Annotated in this window: 16 protein-coding genes; 7 read left to right on the forward strand and 9 right to left on the reverse strand. The window is 53.5% G+C overall.

Features of this window, described 5'->3' with window-relative positions; translation table 11 throughout:
- Positions 1–114: 114 nt before the first annotated feature.
- Positions 115–1,713, reverse strand: coding sequence for a degradosome RNA helicase CshA (cshA, locus tag FKP33_RS01670; RefSeq protein ID WP_127606119.1), 1,599 nt, complete (start codon positions 1,711–1,713; stop codon positions 115–117).
- Between the two features lie 263 nt (positions 1,714–1,976).
- Here cshA and FKP33_RS01675 point away from each other — a divergent pair, with 263 nt between their 5' ends.
- From FKP33_RS01675 to tatA, 5 genes are all read left to right on the forward strand, one after another.
- Positions 1,977–2,525 carry a DUF4178 domain-containing protein gene (locus tag FKP33_RS01675; protein WP_127606121.1) on the forward strand — a complete coding sequence of 183 codons (549 nt, stop codon included), beginning with the start codon at positions 1,977–1,979 and terminating at the stop codon, positions 2,523–2,525.
- A gap of 50 nt (positions 2,526–2,575) precedes the next feature.
- On the forward strand, positions 2,576–3,295 hold the full coding sequence (locus FKP33_RS01680; RefSeq protein ID WP_127606123.1) for a DUF4247 domain-containing protein: 720 nt from the start codon (positions 2,576–2,578) through the stop codon (positions 3,293–3,295).
- Positions 3,296–3,365: 70 nt separating this feature from the next.
- On the forward strand, positions 3,366–4,199 hold the full coding sequence (locus tag FKP33_RS01685) for a YitT family protein (protein WP_127606125.1): 834 nt from the start codon (positions 3,366–3,368) through the stop codon (positions 4,197–4,199).
- A 159-nt stretch (positions 4,200–4,358) separates the two neighbouring features.
- Positions 4,359–4,553 (forward strand): hypothetical protein, encoded by a 195-nt coding sequence (locus FKP33_RS01690; RefSeq protein ID WP_054796819.1) that lies wholly within the window; start codon positions 4,359–4,361, stop codon positions 4,551–4,553.
- 112 nt (positions 4,554–4,665) lie between these two features.
- Positions 4,666–4,899: a twin-arginine translocase TatA/TatE family subunit gene (gene tatA, locus FKP33_RS01695; RefSeq protein ID WP_127606127.1), complete on the forward strand. Its 234-nt coding sequence runs from the start codon at positions 4,666–4,668 to the stop codon at positions 4,897–4,899.
- A 36-nt stretch (positions 4,900–4,935) separates the two neighbouring features.
- Here the strand turns inward: tatA and FKP33_RS01700 are convergent, their stop codons facing one another.
- The gene (locus FKP33_RS01700) at positions 4,936–6,099 is read right to left on the reverse strand and encodes an MFS transporter (protein WP_127606129.1); all 1,164 of its coding nucleotides are present in this window, start codon (positions 6,097–6,099) and stop codon (positions 4,936–4,938) included.
- Between the two features lie 154 nt (positions 6,100–6,253).
- Here FKP33_RS01700 and FKP33_RS01705 point away from each other — a divergent pair, with 154 nt between their 5' ends.
- Positions 6,254–7,441 (forward strand): putative glycoside hydrolase, encoded by a 1,188-nt coding sequence (locus FKP33_RS01705; RefSeq protein ID WP_141333801.1) that lies wholly within the window; start codon positions 6,254–6,256, stop codon positions 7,439–7,441.
- 60 nt (positions 7,442–7,501) lie between these two features.
- Here the strand turns inward: FKP33_RS01705 and FKP33_RS01710 are convergent, their stop codons facing one another.
- The 3 genes from FKP33_RS01710 to FKP33_RS01720 all read right to left on the reverse strand — a co-directional run bounded on the left by FKP33_RS01710 (position 7,502) and on the right by FKP33_RS01720 (position 8,730).
- Positions 7,502–8,203: a uracil-DNA glycosylase gene (locus tag FKP33_RS01710; RefSeq protein ID WP_141333802.1), complete on the reverse strand. Its 702-nt coding sequence runs from the start codon at positions 8,201–8,203 to the stop codon at positions 7,502–7,504.
- Complete coding sequence (locus tag FKP33_RS28030; protein ID WP_328133349.1) at positions 8,188–8,385, reverse strand: hypothetical protein; 198 nt, start codon at positions 8,383–8,385, stop codon at positions 8,188–8,190. Before FKP33_RS28030 ends, FKP33_RS01710 begins: the two co-directional genes overlap by 16 nt.
- A 138-nt stretch (positions 8,386–8,523) precedes the next feature.
- Complete coding sequence (locus tag FKP33_RS01720; protein ID WP_054796818.1) at positions 8,524–8,730, reverse strand: DUF3906 family protein; 207 nt, start codon at positions 8,728–8,730, stop codon at positions 8,524–8,526.
- 193 nt (positions 8,731–8,923) lie between these two features.
- Here FKP33_RS01720 and FKP33_RS01725 point away from each other — a divergent pair, with 193 nt between their 5' ends.
- On the forward strand, positions 8,924–9,382 hold the full coding sequence (locus tag FKP33_RS01725; protein ID WP_127606137.1) for a peroxiredoxin: 459 nt from the start codon (positions 8,924–8,926) through the stop codon (positions 9,380–9,382).
- 174 nt (positions 9,383–9,556) lie between these two features.
- Here the strand turns inward: FKP33_RS01725 and pfkA are convergent, their stop codons facing one another.
- The 4 genes from pfkA to FKP33_RS01745 form a co-directional block, all read right to left on the reverse strand.
- A complete protein-coding gene (gene pfkA, locus FKP33_RS01730) occupies positions 9,557–10,522 on the reverse strand; it encodes a 6-phosphofructokinase (RefSeq protein WP_127606139.1) in 966 nt (321 codons plus the stop codon).
- Between the two features lie 98 nt (positions 10,523–10,620).
- Positions 10,621–11,697, reverse strand: a complete 1,077-nt coding sequence (locus tag FKP33_RS01735) for a tetraprenyl-beta-curcumene synthase family protein (protein ID WP_127606141.1) — start codon at positions 11,695–11,697, stop codon at positions 10,621–10,623.
- On the reverse strand, positions 11,684–12,289 hold the full coding sequence (locus FKP33_RS01740) for a hypothetical protein (RefSeq protein ID WP_141333803.1): 606 nt from the start codon (positions 12,287–12,289) through the stop codon (positions 11,684–11,686). Before FKP33_RS01740 ends, FKP33_RS01735 begins: the two co-directional genes overlap by 14 nt.
- Before the next feature lie 56 nt (positions 12,290–12,345).
- On the reverse strand, positions 12,346–12,663 hold the full coding sequence (locus tag FKP33_RS01745) for a hypothetical protein (protein WP_054796814.1): 318 nt from the start codon (positions 12,661–12,663) through the stop codon (positions 12,346–12,348).
- Between the last annotated feature and the right edge of the window lie 97 nt (positions 12,664–12,760).

A 12,760-nucleotide genomic window follows, 5' to 3' on the forward strand; every position in this document is an offset into this window, starting at 1 on the left:
AATCCAGGTAGCCGTCCATGCCCGTCCGGGAAATTCAAATACGGCTATAAAATCAGGAAGGCCCATGCTTTAGGCATGAGCCTTCCCGATTTGGTAACTAGGGCGATTCGTGTATTATACGAGCGTTTCTTCGTTCGAGCGATTGGACGAACGCGTATGACCGCCGCGGTCGCTGCGTCCTTCTTGACGGTTATCCGAACGGCCGCGATAATCGCGGTTCTCACGGTAGCCGCCTTCGCGACGTCCGCCATCACGGCTGCCGTCACGACGGGAGCCGCCGCGGTCGCCACCACCGTAAGGACGGTCATTGCGGCGTGCGCCGCCTGCCGTACCGTAAGGGCCGGAAGGTCTGCGTCCGTTCGAACGAATGTCCGGACGACGCTTCTTAGCGCGAATCGGATCCTCTGGCGTCAGTTCGATTTCAACTTCCTTCTTATCGCCGCCGGTCAGCAATTTCAAAGCGGAAGCCAGCAGGTGAACCGAGTCGTGCTGCTCCAACAGCGAGATCGCAAGACCTTTATATTCGTTATGTTCTTCTTTTTGAAGCACTTCAAGCACGCGCTCGGCTGTCAGCTTTTGCTTGCCTTCAATCGCTTCGGCCAAGCTTGGCATCGGCTTACGGGCAATGCGATGACGGGTAATTTTCTCGATAAAGTACAGGTGGTCGATCTCGCGCGGCGTTACGAACGAGTAGGCCACGCCTTCTTTACCGGCACGGCCGGTACGACCGATCCGGTGCACATAACTTTCCGGATCTTGCGGCAAGTCGAAGTTGATGACATGCGTTACGCCGGAAACGTCCAATCCGCGTGCGGCTACGTCGGTAGCGACCAGTACATCGATGCTTCCGTCACGGAATTTGCGCATCACGTTATCGCGTTGGTTCTGGGACAAGTCCCCGTGCAAACCTTCCGCCGTATAACCGCGTTTTTGCAGCGCTTCGGACAGCTCGTCGACACGGCGCTTCGTGCGGCCGAAGATAATCGCGAGATCCGGGGATTCCATATCGATCAAACGGCACAGCGCTTCGAACTTCTGGCGCTCATGCAGCTCGATGTAAGCTTGCTCGATGTTAGGTGCGCTGATTTGCTTCGGAATAACCGAAACGTGCTCCGGATTTCTCAGGAACTGTTGCGCCAGCTTCTGGATATTAGTCGGCATCGTCGCCGAGAAGAGCATCGTTTGACGCTCGTCCGGAACAAGCCGAAGGATGGATTGGATATCTTCCATGAAGCCCATGTCGAGCATTTCGTCCGCTTCATCCAGGATAACCGTCTGCACGTCGTCCAGCTTGATCGTTTTGCGGTTAATGTGGTCGAGCAAACGGCCCGGCGTACCGATAATAATTTGCGGCTTCTTGCGCAGGCCGCGGATTTGCTTCACGATATCTTGACCGCCGTAGATCGGCAGCGAGCGGATGCCTTTGAAACGACCGAGCTTTTCGATTTCTTCCGCCACTTGAATGGCAAGTTCGCGGGTCGGACACATGATGAGCGCTACGATGCGTTCTTCCTTGATGTCGATTTTATTGATCAACGGAATCCCGAATGCTGCCGTTTTCCCGGTTCCCGTCTGTGCTTGACCAATGAGGTCGCGGCCCTCCATGGCTACAGGAATGGCCTTATCTTGAATCGGAGTCGATTCTTCAAAGCCCATCTCCGTAATGGCACGCAACACTTTCGGCTCCAAGCCGAATTCACTAAACGTTTTCAAATGATTTCATTCTCCTTTGTTCTATGGGTTCTCATATTGTCTGTACCCTTAAGTGCGACTCCTATCTTCTTTTTATTACTCTCTTCATGAAACACTTTCTAGCTGTGTCAAAATGAACAGTCAAGGCCGTACTTAAGAATATCTTTAGTATTATACCACATGCGGAAGTCATATTCCAGAAATGTTCAAATTGAAACCCGTTTTCCCCGAACATCGTATATAATACATATATAGAATGCCCTGACGAAAAGGAGCGACAGCCCATGTCCGTATGGAAAAGAGTGGGAGGAATTTTGAAAAGCAACAAGTCGGTGCCGGAGACTAAACCCTCCAATCCGTTTGAAGATACGAAGGTTGGAGACATCGTGAGCGTCGATCTGGAAGAATACGTCGTGTCCGGCAAGCTGACGTACTTCGATCAAGGCTTCGCACCGCATCGCTTTGCGTATTATTTGCAAAACGGCAAGCATCTCTCCTGTTTGCTTGTGGAAAAAGGACGTACGTACGAATGCTTTATTTGTGAATTCGTGGAGGGAGCTTTGGACGATCCTAACGATGTGCCTACCCGGCTTGACACAGGCGGCGAGGTGACGTACGAGCTTGAGCACAATCGGACCGACACGGTGCGGACCGAAGGCAATACGGATTTCCGGGCCGCGGACCAAGTGATGTTTTGGCGTTATTTCGGGACGGAGGATCGTTATTTTTTCCTGCAATGGCAAGACGGTAAATATGTGGCGATGGAAGGCGAACGGACGCCTGCCGGTTTAATCAAATTTTTGAAAGCTTCGAGCGAACCGAACTCTCATTGATTCGTTTCGCCTGATCATACGATGGTTCTGCGAGGAGGTGACCCTGTTCAATGAAGCGTGCAGCCCGTTGGCTCGCCCTTGTGCTCGTATTCGCGCTATTAGCCGGATGCGGCGATTCAGGCAATTTTATTAAGGAAAACTATTCGTTGATCGATGTTCAGGGCCAAGGCAAGAGCACTGCCAAAATTTATTCGGTAACCGGCAAAGATGTGCCTACTGTAGCTCATGAACTGGAACAGCAAGAGAAACCGCAGGAAATAAGCAAAGAATCGACCGAGCGGATGTTTCTCGTATACGACAACAAGATCATTCATGTCCAGAAAGACCCGGATAACGAAAATACGACGCTTGTTGAATTAGACACGATCCAATATGCAAAAGATAATTACGACTCTTCGTTCTTGCAAGGATATTTAACCGCTACGCTGATTCAATCTGTTTTTGGCGGAGGCTGGTTTAACAGCCACCGGGGATATGACTACCGGGGCTACACGTCCAGCAAGCGTTACGACGATTACGGCAAATACCAGACGGCGCCTTATCCGAGCGCCTCCGCTCCCGCGAAGACGCCGGCGCAGACCGCGCCTTCGACGTCCGATCGCAAAGGGAGCTTCACAACGACGCCAACCAAGCCCAGTACGGGCGCCGGAAGCAGCAGCGGCTCGGTTCGCCGGAACGACGGCTCCACCCCAAGCTACGGCAAAGCGCCGTCAAGCGGATCGTCCAAGCCGAGTACAAGCAAGCGATCCGGTTCTTTTAAACGAAAATAACAATCGAAACGTGAAGCTTTCCGCGACAATCGTGAGAGAGCTTCACGTTTCGCATTCACGGAGGATTCCTATGATAAAGCTGCAGCGCTCGTGGATCGGTTCCATTCTCGTGACCGTCTTGAGCTCGGCTTTCATTGCGGCCAGCTTCAATTTGTTCCTCATCCCCCACCAGCTGCTCAGCGGCGGCTTGTCCGGGATTGCGATGATGATCGGGTATTTGACCGGGTTCGACATCTCTCTGCTATACCTCGTATTGAACTTGCCTGTCCTGATTTGGGGACTGGTTTCGATCGGACGCAAATTCATTGTGCTCAGCACGCTTTCCGTTATCTTAACGACATGGTTCATGCGGATCGTACCCGTCGATACCGTTGCGAACGATTCGATCATGTCCGCCGTTACCGGCGGCGTGCTGCTCGGTATCGGTTCGGGCATCACCATGAGGGCTGGCGGCTCGACAGGCGGCCTCGATATCATCGGATCGATATTGACCCGTAAACGGGATTTTCCGCTCGGCACCGTCCTGTTCGCTTTGAACGGCGTCGTTATTTTAATGCTCGGCTATTATAAGAACAACTGGGACCTCGCCCTCTATTCGATGGTAACTATTTTTATTACGGGCAAGGTCGTGGACACGATACATATCCGGCATTTGAAGGTCACCGTCTATATCGTCACGCAAAAGAAGGATCTGCTGCTGCAAAAAATGAAAAAGCTGCACCGCGGCGTTACCGTTATTCAAACGGAAGGGGCATATACGAAGCAGCCGCAGCATATGCTGATGACCGTAACGACCCGTTATGAGCTCGCCGACCTCCGGCAGCTCGTCCGCAAATGGGATCCGCAAGCGTTCGTGAATATCACCGAAACCGTCGGCGTTATGGGCTTATTTCGCAGAAATTAGCTTATTTTTAGCAGTCCGCTGGCACAAAAGTACCGCTGTCAACTTAAACAATCTATGTTATAATCTAATTGTAACTTCATAGCCGTTGATTTCCCCGGCTTTACCTGTATGGCTCGTAAGTGGCTCCTGATCTCTCAACACCAGATGACGGGAAGGGTGATGCTTGTGGAAACAGTAAAGCTTTCGACGATTGTTATGAAATTAACGCCGGAATTATATCCTTTTCTCAAGCAGCGTGAACTCGAGTCGGAGATCGTGCTGCGAAACGGGCTCGCTGCCCTGGAGGCCGAGGACGCCATGGAAATTATTCAATACAGCATATCCGAGCACCAGAAAGACGCCCACCTTCATTAAGAAGGGGGCGTTTTATTTATGAGTTTCAACATTTCGCAATAATTCCATGTTATGCTTTCCGCCTAAATGTGATATGATATGACATAGAATACGGTAATCGGAGGGATCATGAATGGGCGCCTTATCCCCATGGCATATTATTTTAATTGCTGTCGTGCTGCTGCTGCTGTTCGGACCGAACAAGCTGCCCGAGCTCGGCCGCAGCTTCGGCAAGATGTTCCGCGAGTTCAAGGATGCGACGAACAACAACAGTGGAAACACGAATGACAACCGTGAGCTGGAAGCTCCGAAAAAAGAGCTGGCAATTGCTTCCGATACGGCACAACAGCCAAACGCGCAAAAATAGAAAAGCTCCTGACCGGAGCCTTTCCAAGCCATCCGCCTACACGGCAGGATGGTTTTTTTTGCGCATATAAGCCTGCGTACCGAATGTGAGCACAGCGGCGAGGCCGGCTATCACCGCACCGAAGAGATACATATCATTTCCGCCGAATACGTCTTTGACGAAGCCGCCGGCGTAGCCGCCCGCGATCCCGGCCAATCCGAGAAATACCATGGACAGCATCGATTGTCCCGTCGATTGCAGATGGTCAGGTACAAGACGTACGACGTAATGCACCGAGGTAATCCAAAACACGGCGAAGGTGATGCTCTGCGTCGTTTGCAAAAACATGAGAATAACCGGGTCTTGAATAAATCCGTACAACAACCAGCGGATCGTATACAGCACCGCCACGATGCCGAGCAGAGCCAGTTCGTGAAACCTGTTCAAATACCGCCCCAGCAGCGCAAAGGTAGGGATTTCACTGCCTGCGGCAAGCGCCCATGCCCAGCCGACCATCACATCGGAGCCGCCCAAATCTTTTAAATACAAAGCAAACAACGAATCGTTCATCCGGTGCGGAACCATGATCAGGAAAATGAGAAATAAAAACCATATAAACTGTTTGTTGCGCAGCATGCTGCCGAAAGCGCGCAACGATACGACAGCGTCGCCTTTCCCCTTCTCGTCGCGCAGCAGCAGTAGAAGAAGCATCGGCAGAACCCATATCGTCCAGTACAGGAAAGAAAGATTATGCATGCCTCCGAGCGCCGTGAGCAGGAAACCCGACGACAAGGACAGCAGCATGAAGCCGACCGAGCCCCACATTCGCACGGAGCCGTACGTCGCATGCGCCCGCTCCGCCACACGTATCGACAAGGTATCGAGCAGCGGCGTCGAAGACAGCATGAAGAAATACAGCATGAGCATGAAGATGAACGCACTCATATACCCGCTCGTTCCGAAGATGCCGATACTGGACAATATCGTCATGCCCCACAAGCAAAAAATAATGAGCTTCAACGTTTGATAACGATCGCTGATATATCCCCACATCGGTTGGGCGAATATCGTGATGAACGGTCCGATCATCATCAACAGCCCGATTTGCGAAGACGAATAGCCGCGCTCCCCCAAATATAACGGCAAAAAAGGATTAAGTACGCCGGTCGTTGCATAATATGAAAAATTAAGGCCCCGCAATTTCCAAAGCTGCTTGTTCATCATTACCTTCCTTTAATCAAACTAAGATCGCATGTCCCATCGGCCATCATTCTTTGCATTGTAGCACGGTTCGTCAAATTGTATCAAAGCTGTCTATCGATTTTCGGTTTCTTTGGTATAATGATAGATATTATACTAGCAGGGAGAGACGAACATGGAACTCTTAGTGGCCGCGTTATTCATGGCTTGGAGCGGCGTTAGCGCCGACCATCCCGACGCCACGTTCGAACAAATGGTGCAGGCATCCTTAGATTCCAAGAACGCCATCGTGCAGCAAACGCAGCCAGCCGCAACCCCGAACGGCAATCCCGAAGACCCGCTTAAGCCGGCCGTCAAGCTGGACCCGCAGAAAGACGCCCCCGCCGTAAAAGGCATCTATGCGACGGCGCACAGTGCCGGCGGCTCGCGGATGAACACGCTGCTCAAGCTGATGGATGACACCGAGCTGAACGCAATGGTCATCGATGTGAAGGACGATTGGGGGTATATTACATACGATACCGGGAATCCGGCCTTGCTTGCCATGGAGACAACGCAAAAAATTATTCCCGACGTGGGCAAGCTTATGTCGACGCTGAGTGAGCACGACGTATACCCGATTGCCCGCATCGTCGTATTCAAAGATACCTTGTTGGCCAAAAAACGTCCTGATCTTTCTTTCTTAAACGCAGACGGTTCCGTCTGGGGCAATAGTAAAAATCCACCCGACAGCTTCGTGAATCCTTATAAAAAAGAAGTATGGGACTACAATATCGAAGTGGCGAAAGAAGCCGTAAAAGCCGGATTTAAAGAAATACAATTCGACTACGTCCGGTTTCCGGAAGGCTTCGAGAAAAGGGCCGACTCCCTGAAATACGACAAAGACGACCGGACGCGCATCGATGCCGTCGCCGAGTTCGTCAAATACGCACACGAGCAGCTCGCTCCGCTCGGCGCAAGGGTGTCCGTAGACATTTTCGGTTATGCCGCTTCCGTACCGGCTGCCGAAGGGATCGGGCAAGATTTTCAAAAAATTTCGCAGAACGTCGACGTCATCTGTCCGATGATTTATCCGAGCCATTATTCGACCGGCTGGTTCGGCTCTAAAGTGCCGGACGCCGCTCCCTACGCCACCATTGACGGCGCGACTAAAGATACGCACAAAAAACTGGAACCGCTTCAGGAGCTCAAGCCCGTCGTCCGCCCCTGGATTCAAGACTTTACCGCCACTTGGGTGCCGGGGCATATCCGGTACGGCAAGCAGCAGATCGAAGAGCAGATCCGCGCCTTGAAGGATAACGGTGTGGAAGAGTTTCTGCTGTGGAACGCCGTGAATACGTATACGCCGGACGTCGATTACTAAAAGAGAGCGGATCGCACCGCAAGTATGGGGCGATCCGCTCTCTTTGGCATGGCGGATGGTTTATGCGCTACTGCCTCGGCGAACGCCGAGATCGGGCAGCTGCCAATCGATCGATTCGCTGCCGATGCTTTGCAGGAAAGCATTCGCTTGCGAATACGGCTTGCTGCCGAAAAATCCCCGATGCGCAGATAGCGGACTGGGATGCACGCTTCGCAGGATGAGATGGCGCCGGTTCGTGATCAGCTGCATCTTCTGCTGGGCATGGCTGCCCCAGAGAATGAATACGATCGGCTTCTCCCGTTCGTTCAACAGCGAGATGACGCGGTCGGTGAACCGCTCCCAGCCTTTTCCTTTATGCGAATTCGCTTCTCCTTCCCGGACTGTCAGCACGGTGTTCAGCAAGAGAACGCCCTGCTGCGCCCAAGGCACCAAATACCCGTTATCGGGCAAAGGGCAGCCCAGATCGTCCCGCAACTCCTTCAACATGTTCTGCAGCGAAGGCGGCGCAGGAATGCCCGGCTTGACGGAGAAGCTGAGACCGTGAGCCTGACCCGCCCCATGGTACGGATCCTGCCCCAGGATGACGGCCCTCACATCGGCATATGCCGTAAAGTGTAAAGCGTTAAACAGATCGTGCATGTCCGGATATACGGTGCGCGAAGCGTATTCCCGCTTCAAAAACTCCCGCAGCTCCAAATAATACGGTTGTTTAAATTCGTCGGCCAATAAATCGGCCCAATCGTTCGTCAGGATCGCTGCCACGATTCCCTCTCCCTTATCTGTGTTTCGTGAGCCGCACGAGCCAATGAACGAAATAGCCGACAGGCCGCTCTACCCTTGCTCGGGTTTTGGCGTCCTCCGGCTGAACTAACGGATAACCCAGGCTTGCCGTCGAAATGGTCGAAGCCGACAAAGTCAAGCGCATTCTTCCACGCGCCAGACAAGCTGCCCCAATATTCCGGCCGTCGCCAATACGATGCCGTCGGCGGCGGGCAATCCTTGCCTTAGCTCGTTCACATGAGCGCCGTTAGACTCGGGTATCTTTACTGTAAAACGGAAGCGGCTTTACCACAACATACGGTTTAGGCTTGCAAGTCCATTACGAAGCCTGCGCCTCTGGTCGCTCGTTTCTTCTCGACGATAGCGGCCTCTAGCACCTCCGGCGTTTTCACGTAAAACCGGGCCAGCAGCCCTTCAATCTGGTCGAAGGCTTCTTCGTCCCGTTCGGCCAACACCACCAAGCGGATTTGCCGGTCCTGCAATTCAATTTCCATATTGTATAAGTACATCGATGATCCCTCCGTTCTCCGGGCATAGCTTGCTCTCCCATCCTACCGGATTCACCAGGCTTTGGCAAGACCAAGGAGGGTTGCTCCGGCGGCGGCGCAGGCACCCGAATTGCGGCCGGTTAGCTTCATCCGTTACAATGAGGGATGAGACAAGATTTCCATTCTAGTTTCGCAGGAAATGGAGGAACAACACATGCTGGCAGTCGGCACACCGGCTCCCGCATTTACTGCGGAAAGCACGCAAGGCACGATCCGTCTCGACGAAGATTTAGGCCGTCGGCCGATCGTTCTCATCTTTTACCCGAAGGACGAAACGCCCATTTGTACGAAGCAGCTTTGTGCCGTACGCGATTCGAAAGCGCAGTACGCCGAATTTGATGCGCTCGTGCTCGGCATCAACCCGGGCACCCTGGAGGAGCACCGCCGATTCGCGAATAAGTTCAACTACGATTTCCCGCTGGTCACGGACGAAGGCGAATCGATTCGGCAAGCGTACGATGTCGAGCAAACGTTGTTCGGATTGCTCGGTCAGCAGCGAATCGTATTTGTCATCGGCGCCGATGGCAAAGTGTTCTATGCAGCGAAAGGCAACCGGCCGACGCACGAAATTTTAAATGCGCTTCGGTCGGAGCGAGCAAGAAGGGGCGGCTAGCCCCCTCTTCTTCCTCCATCGAACAAGCGGGTCCGCATACGGCAGTTGCGTAAGCTTGCCTCCGCTTCAAATAACGGGGAAACCATGAGGCAAATCTTCGGCAGGCGGCGAGGCTCCACCTGAACAAACAAGGGCTTCTTTCCGGGAAAGAAGCCCTTGTAAGGCAAGCCGCTATTATTGCGATAAACGTTTCGTCAGCTCATACAAATCCATATCAAATTCTTTCTTCGTGTGCACCACTTTATCGATATCGGTCAGCGTCAGCTGGCCCTTAATCACGCCGCATGCTTTGCCGGATTCGCCCTGGATTAAGCTCCGCACGGCAAAATCGCCGAGGCTGCTTGCCAGAATCCGGTCGTTATGCGTAGGCGCGCCGCCGCGTTGAATGTGCCCGAGCACCGTAACGCGTGGTTCTATGCCGTTGCGCTTCGTAATTTCCTGGGCAATGACCTCGCCCTTACAGACACCCTCTGCGACGATGACGATACTATGACGTTTGCCTTGTGCGAAATTTTCGGCCATCCGGTTCGAAATTTCGTCCAGGTCAAACGGCACTTCCGGTACGAGAATCGTCTCCGCCCCGCTGGCCAGTCCCGCGTACAGCGCGATATCGCCGCAGTGGCGGCCCATGACTTCCACGACCGACGAACGCTCGTGAGAGCTCATCGTATCGCGCAGCTTGTTGATGGCGTCAACGACGATGCTGACCGCTGTGTCAAAGCCGATCGTGAAATCGGTGAACGGAATATCGTTGTCGATCGTACCCGGAAGACCCATCGTTTTGATTCCAAGCTTGCTCAGCTTGTTCGCCCCTTGGTACGATCCGTCTCCGCCGATCACGACGAGACCGTCAATCCCCCGCTTACGCAAGTTGTCTGCACCGAGCTGCTGCCCTTCCGGCGTCATAAACTCCTTACAGCGGGCGGTTTGCAGAATCGTTCCGCCCCGTTGAATGATATCGCCGACGCTCCGCAAATCCATTTCCCGGATATCGTCATTAATAAGTCCGGCATATCCCCGCTGTACGGCAAACACTTCCAGGCCGTGAAACAGCCCGCTACGTACGACGGCGCGAACCGCCGCGTTCATTCCCTGCGAGTCGCCGCCGCTCGTGAGAACGGCAATTTTTTTTACTGTCATGATGGTTTCCTCCTTGTCGCTGCCCTTATTATCTCTATAAATATAAAACATTGGCATCTTAGGTTGGTCTTACATCGCTGTGGCGCTGTCCGCTCCCGCTACGTGGTCCTGCGAATCCAGACGCTGTTCACGAGGAAGAACAGCCGCATCCACGGGCTGCCTTTCATCAAACGGCGGGAGATACGCTTAACCTCCTGCTGCTTGCTGACCTTCGGATCGGACAAATATAACGCCAGCAGCCCCTCGATAATCATCCGGTGGAAAGCCGGATGCTCCAGCAGCTGCGAATGGCGCTTCGCCTCCTCGACGATCACGGCGATTCGTTCGACCGTGGCATCCATGTTCGCATAGTAGCTGCAAAAATTTAAATCACCGCCGGACAAATCTTCTTCTTGATCGATCAAATAATCGAGTAAAATGTGAAGCCCGCAGACGTACGGAAAGTACGCCTCATGAATGCGCTGTACCGTGTCCGCCTGCAAGCGCGATTCCGAAGCCGCCAGAAACAGCATAAACACCCCGAGCGTCGAACCCGTCGCCGCGGCAAATTCGTTCCATTGAATGGCCGGGAAGCGGCTCTTGTGACGTTCCCACCAGGTGAGCAGCGCCTCCTCGCGCAGCTCTCTGCGGATGTGCTTGTACACCTGCAAATCGCAATACAGCCCGACCAGTTCGCGAACCGAGGCAGCCACGAGCGGATAAGCCGGCAGTAAGCGGAGTGAGGCTTGACACGTTTTGACCAAATCGTTCAAATAATCCCCGTCTTCGCGCTCCGTCCGGAATTCGTAATATTCGTGGAGCGGCTCGGACGGATCGACGGCGTCCAGCATCGATTGATGCAGCCGGCGGAAATCGTCCGGGTCAAGCGAAGTGCTGCGGTCGCACAAATTATCCAAGTAGTCGCTGATCGTTTGGAACGCGACGATGAGCGGAATCAGCACATGACGCATCGCGGGATGAGCCGCCGCATAGACTGCGCCTCCGATACAGTGAAATTCCTTCGCCGTCATGCTGTCGATGGCCTGCTTCCGCAGCTCGGGATCGGGTATCGTTTCGGCTCGATCGCGCCAATAACCCAGCTGTTCACGTACGCCCGGCAGGACGTAGCGGTACACCCTCGAGACTAAACGAAAAGGCCCGTTCGGAACGGCCGCTTTGGAGCTACCGGGGTTCAAACAAATCCCCTCCTCCGCCGCTTAACGCGTAGCAGTGCTGCAGCAGCGCCCGCATCTCTTCCCATTGAAGCTCGATCAGCAATTGTTCCACGCGTTCATTTCTCGTGCGCGTCACCTGCATTTCGATAAGCCGGTTGAAGCCTGCCGGCTCGAAGCGCCCGTCCGCCGACCATTGTTCGAAAGCGGCCCGAAAGGAGGGATTTCCGATATCATCCCACACGAACGCAGCAAGCCGCTCCCGGATCCGATCGGACCACTCCTGATGAGCGGGATGACCGCCGGCCATCCGAAACCAGTAGTCTGCATTCGGGTAATCCCCCTCCATCCGATGCATGAGGGCGTGCCAGTAGCTGCCTTCAGGCGTATGGATGTCTTGCGAAAGGTTGTGCGAATGATCCAGGCTTTCATTAAATAGATGCAGCCCAGCCTTCACGGCAAGCGCGAAGCTGCGGCGTTCGCCTTCGAATCCGTCCGTGGACAGCTTGGAGATTTTCAAATCCGCCAAGTCGTCCAGTTCCTCCGTCGGGTACAAGGAAGGCCGATGGCTCGTCAGCTGCGCTGCGATCCGGCCGAGGCTTTCTGTCCAACTCACGTTACGCGAACCTCCCGGGGTTAATGGCGTCTATCGTCTTGAATTCGTCTCTACATTTAATGATGCGCCGCACGGGCATCCATATCTTGATTGACACGGAACCATAAATGAAGCTCATTGATCGTGCTCGCAAGTTCTGCGATTTCGCTGTTCAGCCTGCAGGAGGTTGCAAAGTCGTCTTCCACATTCAACTGGTCCTGCTTCACGATAATGATCCGTTCGATTTGTTTGACCCGGTCGGGAATCGTTCCGCGGATCTCTTCCCAGCGCAGCAGCAGCTCGGCTTGCTCCCGTTTCGAGTAATCCTCGAAGTCTTTCTTCAGCTGAGGCAGCGGAATGCCGAGCCGTTCGTCCCATACAAAAACATCGGTCATGCGAGGTGCACCACCTTGTAAGCTTTTAAACCCGGACCTGCAAGAGGCACTCACAGTTTATTCTATTAATGTATCAGAAACAAGACCTTCGTTCCAG

Origin of the sequence: Paenibacillus sp. tmac-D7 (genome assembly GCF_006519665.1) — a bacterium.
Taxonomy (GTDB): Bacteria; Bacillota; Bacilli; order Paenibacillales; family NBRC-103111; genus Paenibacillus_G; species Paenibacillus_G validus.

Excerpts from the sequence above, each read along its gene's own strand:
- FKP33_RS01675 (WP_127606121.1), top strand. The coding sequence starts at position 1,977 with ATGTCCGTATGGAAAAGAGTGGGAGGAATTTTGAAAAGCAACAAGTCG.
- FKP33_RS01680 (WP_127606123.1), top strand. The coding sequence starts at position 2,576 with ATGAAGCGTGCAGCCCGTTGGCTCGCCCTTGTGCTCGTATTCGCGCTA.
- FKP33_RS01685 (WP_127606125.1), top strand. The coding sequence starts at position 3,366 with ATGATAAAGCTGCAGCGCTCGTGGATCGGTTCCATTCTCGTGACCGTC.
- FKP33_RS01690 (WP_054796819.1), top strand. The coding sequence starts at position 4,359 with ATGCTTGTGGAAACAGTAAAGCTTTCGACGATTGTTATGAAATTAACG.
- tatA (WP_127606127.1), top strand. The coding sequence starts at position 4,666 with ATGGGCGCCTTATCCCCATGGCATATTATTTTAATTGCTGTCGTGCTG.
- FKP33_RS01700 (WP_127606129.1), bottom strand. The coding sequence starts at position 6,099 with ATGAACAAGCAGCTTTGGAAATTGCGGGGCCTTAATTTTTCATATTAT.
- FKP33_RS01705 (WP_141333801.1), top strand. The coding sequence starts at position 6,254 with ATGGAACTCTTAGTGGCCGCGTTATTCATGGCTTGGAGCGGCGTTAGC.
- FKP33_RS01720 (WP_054796818.1), bottom strand. The coding sequence starts at position 8,730 with ATGTACTTATACAATATGGAAATTGAATTGCAGGACCGGCAAATCCGC.
- FKP33_RS01725 (WP_127606137.1), top strand. The coding sequence starts at position 8,924 with ATGCTGGCAGTCGGCACACCGGCTCCCGCATTTACTGCGGAAAGCACG.
- pfkA (WP_127606139.1), bottom strand. The coding sequence starts at position 10,522 with ATGACAGTAAAAAAAATTGCCGTTCTCACGAGCGGCGGCGACTCGCAG.
- FKP33_RS01745 (WP_054796814.1), bottom strand. The coding sequence starts at position 12,663 with ATGACCGATGTTTTTGTATGGGACGAACGGCTCGGCATTCCGCTGCCT.